Origin of the sequence: Synechococcus sp. H55.9, assembly GCF_047462355.1 — a bacterium.
Lineage (GTDB): Bacteria > Cyanobacteriota > Cyanobacteriia > Thermostichales > Thermostichaceae > Thermostichus.
This window is the reverse complement of record NZ_JANSJB010000026.1, coordinates 13,978-23,500: the sequence shown is the minus strand read 5'-3', so window position 1 is coordinate 23,500 and position 9,523 is coordinate 13,978. Positions and strand designations below refer to the sequence as shown.

The window sequence follows — 9,523 nt, the reverse complement described above, 5'->3', positions numbered from 1 at the left end:
GTGCCGGCAGTGGCCAGCAGACGAAAGCCCAGCTTGACAAACTCTTGGGCCACCGGGATCACGGCCTGCTTGTCGCGATCGCTGACGCTGATGAACACCGTGCCCCCTAGGGGCAGGTTTTGGCCGGCAGCCAGTTGCGCCTTGGCAAAGGCACGGCCAAAGTCGGTGTCAATCCCCATCACCTCACCGGTAGAGCGCATCTCCGGCCCCAGCAGCGTGTCGGTACCAGGAAACTTGTGAAACGGCAGCACCGCCTCCTTGACAGCCACGTAGGGTGGGATCACCTCCTGGGTAAAGCCCAGCTCCGCCAGGGTTTTGCCGCTCATCACCTGGGCGGCATAATCGGCCAGGGGATGGCCAATGGCCTTGCTGACGAACGGCACGGTGCGGGAAGCGCGCGGGTTGGCCTCCAGGACGTAGACCTGCTCCTTCTGGACGGCGTATTGCACGTTAATAAGCCCCACCACCTTGAGAGCTTGGGCCAGCTTCACCGTCCAGTCGCGAATCACCTGCAGCACCTCGGGGCTGAGGGTGCGGCTGGGCAAGACGCAGGCGGAATCCCCCGAGTGGATCCCGGCCTGCTCGATGTGCTCTAGGATCCCGCCAATGGTTACAGCCCCGGTGCGGTCGGCAATGGCATCTACGTCCACCTCCACCGCGTCCTCCAAAAACTGATCCACCAGCACGGGACGGTCGGGATCCACCGCCACCGCCAGTTGCATGTAGCGCTGCAGGTCTTGATCCGAATAGACAATCTCCATGGCCCGTCCCCCCAGCACATAGCTGGGCCGCACCACCACCGGGTAGCCGATGCGGCGGGCAATTTCCAGGCTTTCTTCCACGCTGCGGGCAATGCCGTTGGCCGGTTGGCGAATATCCAGCTCCCGCAAGATGTGCTCGAAGCGCCCGCGATCCTCGGCTATGTCGATGGAGTCGGGGGAAGTGCCCCAGATGGGCGCCTGGGCTGCTGCCAGCCCCTGGGCCAGTTTCAGGGGGGTTTGGCCGCCAAACTGCACGATCAGGCCCACCGGCTGCTCAGCTTCGACCAGGTTCATCACCTCTTCGTGAGTGAGGGGCTCAAAGTAGAGGCGATCGGCGGTGTCGTAGTCGGTGGAAACCGTCTCGGGGTTGGAGTTGACCATGATGGTCTCATATCCGAGGCGGCTGAGGGCAAAGGCAGCATGGCAGCAGCAGTAGTCGAACTCGATCCCTTGGCCGATGCGGTTGGGGCCGCCCCCCAGGATCATCACCTTCGGCTTGGCGGTGGGGAAGGTCTCGGATTCGCTCTCGTAGGTGGAGTACTGGTAGGGGGTGGTCGCCTCGAACTCGGCAGCGCAGGTGTCCACCGTCTTGTAGGTGGGGATCACCCCCAGTTGCTTACGGCGATCCCGCACCTGGGCTTCGCTGGAGCCGGTCAGGTGGGCGATCTGCCGGTCGCTGAAGCCCATTTGCTTAAGGTGCCGCAGATCCTCAGCACTCAGGGATCCCAGTTCTCGCCCCTTGAGGGCTTGTTCCACTTCCACCAGCTCCTGCAGCTTGTCGATGAACCAGGGATCAATATGGGTGAGCTGGGCAATTTCCTGGGCCGAAAAACCCATGAGCAGGGCGGTGCGAATGGTCAAGAGGCGAAAGGGGTTGGGGGTGCGCAGGTTGGCCCGCACTTCCTCCGGCTTGGGGAAGACTTCTGGCCGGTCGCTGCCAAAGCCGGGGCGGTCGATCTCCAAAGAGCGCAGCGCCTTCTGGATGGACTCCTGGAAGGTGCGGCCAATGGCCATCGCCTCCCCCACCGACCTCATCTGGGTGGTCAAGACCGGCTCCGAACCGGGGAACTTCTCAAAGGCAAAGCGAGGGATCTTGGTGACCACGTAGTCGAGGGTGGGCTCGAAGCTGGCCGGAGTTTTGCGGGTGATGTCGTTGGGGAGCTCCGGCAGCGTGTAGCCCACAGCCAGCTTGGCGGCAATCTTGGCGATGGGGAAGCCGGTGGCCTTGCTGGCCAAAGCAGAAGAGCGGGAAACCCGCGGGTTCATCTCGATCACCCGCACTTCACCGTTGGCGGGGTTGACGGCAAACTGCACGTTGGATCCCCCCGTTTCCACCCCGATCTCGCGCATGATGGCGATGGCATAGTCCCGCAGCCGCTGGTACTCCTTGTCGGTAAGGGTCTGGGCCGGGGCCACGGTGATGGAGTCGCCGGTGTGTACCCCCATGGGGTCGATGTTTTCAATCGAGCAGATGATCACCACGTTGTCCGCCAGATCCCGCATCACCTCCAGCTCAAACTCCTTCCAGCCAATCACCGACTCCTCCACCAGGATCTGGGAGACCGGGCTGGCCTCGAGGCCGGCGGCGCAGATCTCTTCAAATTCTTCTTGGTTGTAGGCCACGCCGCCGCCCGTGCCCCCTAGGGTATAGGCGGGGCGGATGATGAGGGGATAGCCGATCTCGTGGGCGATTTGCTTGGCTTCGGCCAGGCTGCGGGCCAACCCTGACCGCGGTACGGCCAGGCCAAGCCGCTGCATTGCCTGCTTAAAGAGCTCCCGATCCTCCGCCTTTTCGATGGCCTCCCGCTTGGCCCCAATTAGCTCTACCCCGTACTGGTCTAGGATCCCGCGCCGGGCCAGTTCCACGGCCACATTTAAGGCCGTTTGTCCCCCCATGGTGGGGAGCAGGGCATCGGGGCGCTCCCGCTCGATGATCTGGGCCACGAAGTCCGCCGTCACCGGCTCGATGTAGACGCGATCCGCCATACTGGGATCCGTCATGATGGTGGCCGGGTTGGAGTTGACCAGGATCACCTCGTAGCCCTCCTCTCGCAAGGCTTTGCAGGCTTGGGTGCCGGAGTAGTCGAACTCGCAGGCTTGGCCAATGACGATCGGCCCCGCTCCAATGAGCAAGATCTTGTGAATGTCGGTACGGCGCGGCATGGGATCCCAGGGGTGGCAGAGTCAGCCTTCTATTGTAGGAGGTCACCTGCAGGTCAAGTTGCTCGTCGGGATCCCTCTTTTTTGGGATTGGCCCGGCTGGCTGCGCTCGCCAACAAAACAGGCAAGGCCGCTGTGCAACTCACTTGGCTCTGAACTCTTGGGGTTGTAGGTGCCGCAGCCAAGCGTTGACGTTGACCCGAATCCGTTGCCCAACCTGTAAGAGGCGGTGCAGATTTTCGGCGGAAATGTCGCGGCACTCTTCTGGGGGCCAAGCCGGGCAGCGGGGGCCGACCTGACGTTCCAGGGTCGCCAGGTAGAGCTCTTGGAGACGATCCAGATTAATGGGCAGGCGCAGATCCGCGGCCAATTGCAACCACTCTTCCAGGTTGTGGAGGTGTTCGCCAACAGTCTCCAGCTCAAAAGCGTGGGCAAGCTGCCACATCCCCCGCTGCAAGAGCCGATCCAGAACACGGGCTGCTTCTTCCCGCCGCAACTGACACCCCAACTGCTCCGCCTCACGGGCGATCGCCCGCAACTCCATCAGGTGATCCCGCTTGCCCTCTTCTATTTCCATCGCCCGCAAACTGTTCAACAGGCGCTGGTTGAGGGTGATCTGAGCTGCGGCCAACAATTCTTCCGGGATCGGCAGGCCATCGGCACGAAAAGCCATCAGGATCCCGTAATTGTCGAGGTAGGTTTGGCGATAGAGTTGGGCCAGGCGGTCTAGGGTATCTTGGGTAAGCCAGCGCATCATCTGCTGCCGGTCTTCGTCGTTCAGGGCGTTGAGGTCAAAGGTTTCCGGCCCAAACAGATCTTGCAGAGCCAGGATCATCTCCACCCGACTGGGGGATCCGGCCAGCAAGCGGGTTTTCAACTGTTCATAGCTGCGCCGCCCGGCAAACGGCCTAACGCCACATTGAAAGTCCCAGCCGCCGATGTGGAGCATGGCGTAGATCAGATCGTGCTCTTCGCGGGTGCTGGGAAAGGTAAGCTTCACCCGCCCGATGGCCAGTGTGGATCCCCCTATCGTCAGGCGCTCCTGATCCACTGGATCCAACCCATACCCTTGGGAGCGGGGGATGCCGTTAAAGAGAGACAGCATGGCGTGCTGGGCCACCAGCCGCTGTGGGCTGACCAGGGTGGGACGCACCAAGGCGCAGTAGACCCCCTTGCCGTCTTTGTAGAGGTCGAGGTTGCTGGGAGCCTTGCTCAGGCGGTTGAGGAACTCCTCTTCTAGGCTCACATCCGTCACGGCTGCCGCCAACTGGATAGCCCGTGCCGCATAGCGCAGGATCTGCACCCCTTCAGGACGGGATAGCTCCTCAAAAAACCAGCCACAACTGGTAAACATCAACTGGCTGTAGCGCTGCATCTCCAACAGGCGCAGCACCTGCACCTGATCTTCAGCCCTGAGGCGGTGGCTCTGATGCTCCCGCAAAAACGAATCGCAGCGCTCCCGATCCAAGATCACCTCAATGTAGTGATCCCGCGCCAGCCAGGGATCCCGCAGGTAGGCTCTGGCTTCCGTCTCGTAGATCTCGGCAAGCTGATCCCGCAGCCAGTTGAGGGCCTCCCGCAACGGTTGCCGCCAGCGTTGGTGCCACCCACCCACCGCTCCACAGCCACAGTCGCGCGACCAACGTCCTACCCCGTGGGCGCAGCTCCAGGCGGTGACCGGTTTCAGTTGCACCTCCCAAGTGGGGGGATGTTGGCTGAGAAAATGGCTGTAGTTGCCCACCTGCCAGCCCCGGCGAGGAAATTCCTCGCAAAAGGCATAGGCCAGCGTGCGCTCCACTCCGCGCTTGTGGTGGCCAAAAGTCTCGCCATCGGTGGCACAGTTGACCAGATAGGCTTCCCCCTCGGTGTCCGGCCGCAGAGCGGAACGGATCCGCTCCGCCAGCGACTGGGTGCTGTAAACGATATCCCCAAAGCCCAAGTCACGGGAAATGGGGCCGTCGAAAAAGAAAATATCCAAGTACCCCTCTCGGTCGGGGGTAAAGCAGCGGTAGGGCCGCCGGGGATCGATCTGGTTCTGGCTGACATCCATCCATTCCGTTTGCCCCAAAGGGCGAACGCGCTGCGCCTGGCTGGGGGCCAAAATGACGAAGCGGATCCCACAGTCGACCAAGGCTGTAACCGTCGCCGCGTCGATGGCGGTTTCCGCCAGCCACATACCTTGAGGATGGCGCCCAAAACGGTGTTGGAAATCGGCAATCCCCCAGCGAATCTGGGTGTACTTGTCGCGCTCGTTGGCCAGCGGCAGGATGACGTGGTTGTAGACTTGGGCGATGGCATTGCCATGCCCCTCCAGCCGCTCGGCGCTGAGACGGTCGCCGGCCAAAATGCGCTGGTAAACCTCAACGTCGTGCTCCTCCAGCCAAGAGAGGAGGGTGGGGCCGAAGTTAAAGCTCAGGAATTCATAGTTATTGACAATGCGCACCACCCGTCCCTGGTCATCCAGAACGCGGGCAAAGGCATTGGGCCGATAACACTCCGCCAGAATGCGCTCGTTCCAGTCGTGAAAGGGGCTGGCGCTGGGCTGACGCTGAATGCGGTTAAGCCAGGGATCCTCCCGCGGCGGCTGATAGAAATGGCCGTGTAACACCACGTAGGGAGCAGTTGCCCTTGGCCGCGCCGAGGCCCGATCGCCAGCCCCCGCCGAGAAGGGAGCTATCTGGGTCGGCGAGTCTCCATAGCCTGACTGTGCCGCTGGCCTGTCGGAATTCTTGGAGCCACTCGGCATCATAAGATCACACTCCTTAAGCTCCCCCCAACTTGGGTTACAGGGGGACGAGCTGTTAACTTAAATTCATATTCATACGTTACAGCGATCCCCGATCTGCGGCGGTGAATGTAAAAGATTCAGTTAGAAATTTGACAGGCAACAAACATCGGTCAGTAATCTTTGCGTTTTTCTCACAACAGAAGGGATCGCGGCTGGATCCCTTCCCTGAGCAGACCCAAGCTCGCCAACTTACATTGCCCAGTGCCACCAGCCCAGACCCACCAGCACCGCCGTGATGCCGTAGAGGCATCCCACCACCTGCACCTCTGACCAGCCGCCCAGCTCCAGATGGTGGTGCAAGGGCGACATGCGCAGCAGCCGTTTGCCTTGTCCGGTTTTGCGTTTGGTGTACTGGAAGTAGCCCACCTGCAGGATCACCGACAGGGCTTCTGCCACCAGCACTGCGCCCATCCAGGCCAGGGCCCAGAGCTGATCCCCCAACAGCGCCAGCCCTGCCAGAGCGCCCCCCAAGCCCAGGGAGCCGGTATCGCCCATAAATAGCCGCGCCCGGTGGTGGTTGTGCACCAGAAAGCCCAGACAGGCGCCGCTGAGAGCAAAGGCCAGCCCTGCCAACTCCGAATCCGCTGCTGTCAACCCAAGCCCCGCCAGGACAAGGGCCACCACCCCTGCCGCCAAGCCGTCCATGCCGTCGGCGAGGTTGACGGCGTTGTTGGTTCCCACCAACACAAACAAAGCCAGCGGCCAGAACAGCCAGCCTAGGGAGAGGGTGCCTATTCCCGGCAGGGTTAGAACGGTAGGGATCCCTTGCCAGGCCAGGTAGCCGCAAAAAACCAGCCCGATCCCCACCTGGAGCAAAAGCTTCGCTTTGGGGGACAACCCCTTGTTGGAGCGCTGCCGGATAACCAGCCAATCGTCCAGCCAGCCGACCAAGCCATAGGCCAGAGTCAGCAGCGCCACCGCCAGCCACTGGGGATCCCAGCCGCTCCAGCTCCCGGCCACCAGCAGCCCCACAGGCAAAAAGCTGATCCCACCCATCGTCGGCGTGCCTGCTTTCTTATGGTGGGACGGGGGCCCCTCTTGGCGGATGACCTGCCCTGCCTTCCAGCGCCGCAAGGCAGGGAGGAGCAGGGATCCCAGCAAGGCCGAAGCCAACACGCTCAATCCAAAGGGGACGATCACCTGGGGCCGGATCCCGATCACCAGGGCCGAGAGGGCCAAGCCCAGAGTCAGGGAGAGCGCCATCCCACCCCAGTCCGCCTCTTCCAGATCGGGAAGCGTATCCGCATCCGTCCTTTCTGAACCCCTCACACCTTCAACCTCCAACACGCCACAACCGCTCAAAAAACTCCGGCAGGGGAGCCCAAGAAAACTCTATCCTGCCGGAAGCTCAGAGGTGAAGGGCCGGTGGGCGCCTAGTAGGGCCACTTCCAGTTGCGCACCTCCGGCAGATCCTCCCCATGTTCGCGGATGTACTGCTTGTGCTCGACGAGCTTATCCTGAATGATCTGCTTGATGTGGGCCCGCTCGTATTTGAAGCGCTCCACCCGATCTAACACGTCATCCGCCAAGCTGAAGCGATCCACCTCGTTGAGGACGCACATGTCGAAGGGGGTGGTGGTGGTGCCTTCCTCCTTGTAGCCGCGCACGTGCAGGTTGTGGTGGTTGGGACGGCGGTAGGTGAGGCGGTGGATCAGCCAGGGGTAGCCGTGGAAGGCAAACACGATGGGCTTATCGGGCGTGAAGATACTGACGTAATCCACATCGCTGAGGCCGTGGGGGTGTTCGCTGGGCGGCTGCAACTTCATCAGGTTCACCACGTTCACCACCCGGATCTTGATGTCCGGCAGGTGCTGCCGCAAAAAGTCCGCCGCCGCTAGGGTTTCCATCGTCGGCACATCGCCGCAGCAGGCCATCACCACATCCGGCTCGGAGCCCTGGTCGTTGCTGGCCCACTCCCAGATCCCCAGGCCCTGGGTGCAGTGCTTGATGGCGGCATCCATGTCCAGATACTGCAGGGCCGGCTGTTTCCCTGCCACGATCACGTTGACGTAGTGGCGGCTGCGCAGGCAGTGGTCGGCCACCGAGAGCAGGGTGTTGGCATCCGGGGGCAGATAGACGCGGATGATTTCGGCTTTTTTGTTGACCACGTGATCCAAAAAGCCGGGATCCTGGTGGCTGAAGCCGTTGTGATCCTGCCGCCACACGTGGGAGGTGAGCAGGTAGTTGAGGGAGGGAATGGGCCGCCGCCAAGGGATGTGTCGGGTGGTTTTCAGCCACTTGGCGTGCTGGTTGAACATGGAGTCCACCAGGTGGATGAAGGCTTCGTAGCAGGAGAAGAAGCCGTGGCGGCCTGTCAACAGGTAGCCCTCCAGCCAGCCCTGACAGACGTGCTCGCTCAAGATCTCCATCACCCGCCCATCGGGGGAGAGGTGCTCGTCGTAGTCGTAGATAGGGGCCACCCAGGTGCGGTCGCTGGCCTCAAACACGGCGTTCAGACGGTTGGATGCAGTTTCGTCGGGGCCAAAGAGGCGGAAGTTGTGGGGGTTGAGCTTCATTACATCTCGCAAAAACTGTCCCAGCACCTTCGTGGCCTCGGCCTCCGTGGTGCCAGGGCGCGGGACGTCTACGGCGTAGCGGCGGAAGTCCGGCATTTTCAGCTCCCGCGTCAGCAGGCCGCCGTTGGCGTGGGGCAGGGCACCCATGCGTTTTTCCCCTTTGGGGGCCAGCTCTTGCAGCTCGGGCCGCAAACGGCCGTTTTCGTCGAAGAGCTCTTCTGGCTTGTAGCTGCGCATCCACTCTTCCAGGAGCTTGAGGTGCTCCGGGTTCTTGGCCAGATCCGCCAGTGGCACCTGGTGGGAGCGCCAGAAATCCTCTACTTTTTTGCCGTCCACCTCTTTGGGGCCCGTCCAGCCTTTGGGGGTGCGCAGGATGATCATCGGCCACTGCGGACGGGTAGGATCCCCTTTGCTGCGGGCGTGGTGCTGGATTTCTTGAATCTCGTGGATCACCGTGTCCAAAGTGGCGGCCATCAACTGGTGCATCTGGGCTGGCTCGGAGCCTTCGACAAAGTAGGGCTTGTAGCCATAGCCCACAAACAGGCTTTGCAGCTCTTCACGGCTGAGGCGGGCCAGGATCGTCGGGTTGGCGATCTTGTAGCCGTTGAGGTGCAGAATCGGCAGCACCGCCCCGTCGTGGATGGGGTTGAGGAACTTGTTGGAGTGCCAAGAGGCAGCCAGAGGGCCGGTCTCGGCTTCTCCATCCCCGACTACACAGGCCACCAACAGATCGGGGTTGTCGAAGGCCGCCCCAAAGGCGTGGGCTAGAGCATAGCCCAGCTCTCCCCCCTCATGGATGGAGCCGGGGGTTTCCGGGGCCACGTGGCTGGGTACGCCGCCGGGGAAGGAGAACTGCTTGAAGAGCTTGCGCATGCCCTCGGCGTCTTGGCTGATGTTGGGGTACACCTCGCTGTAGGTGCCCTCCAGGTACGTGTTGGCCACCAGAGCGGGGCCGCCATGGCCGGGGCCGGTGATGTAGAGGATGTTGAGGTTTTCCCGCTTGATGATGCGGTTGAGATGCACGTAGATAAAATTCAGCCCCGGTGTGGTGCCCCAGTGCCCCAGCAGGCGCGGCTTCACATGCTCCAGCTTGAGGGGTTCCCGCAGCAGCGGGTTGTCCATCAGGTAAATCTGCCCCACCGACAGGTAGTTGGCGGCCCGCCAGTAGGCGTCCATTTTGCGCAGTTCGTCGTCGGTCAGCGGTTTTGTCGAGAGCTGTTCTGCCAAAACCATAGCCGTACCCCCTAGGTATCTCTACTCCCATGGTGAGCCAGGTTGGGGCGTAGGCTTGGGGATCT

4 protein-coding genes are annotated in these 9,523 nt (G+C 61.9%); all 4 read right to left on the bottom strand.

Annotation, left to right across the window (positions count from 1 at the left end; all coding sequences use genetic code 11):
• On the bottom strand, positions 1–2,924 hold a 2,924-nt coding region (gene carB, locus NW857_RS05325), incomplete at its 3' end, for a carbamoyl-phosphate synthase large subunit (protein ID WP_414368193.1).
• A 139-nt stretch (positions 2,925–3,063) separates the two neighbouring features.
• The gene (locus NW857_RS05320; protein ID WP_414368190.1) at positions 3,064–5,670 is read right to left on the bottom strand and encodes a DUF3536 domain-containing protein; all 2,607 of its coding nucleotides are present in this window, start codon (positions 5,668–5,670) and stop codon (positions 3,064–3,066) included.
• Positions 5,671–5,898: 228 nt separating this feature from the next.
• Positions 5,899–6,912, bottom strand: a complete 1,014-nt coding sequence (gene mraY / locus NW857_RS05315; RefSeq protein WP_414368201.1) for a phospho-N-acetylmuramoyl-pentapeptide-transferase — start codon at positions 6,910–6,912, stop codon at positions 5,899–5,901.
• A 170-nt stretch (positions 6,913–7,082) separates the two neighbouring features.
• A complete protein-coding gene (locus NW857_RS05310; RefSeq protein WP_414368187.1) occupies positions 7,083–9,458 on the bottom strand; it encodes a phosphoketolase in 2,376 nt (791 codons plus the stop codon).
• Positions 9,459–9,523: the final 65 nt, after the last annotated feature.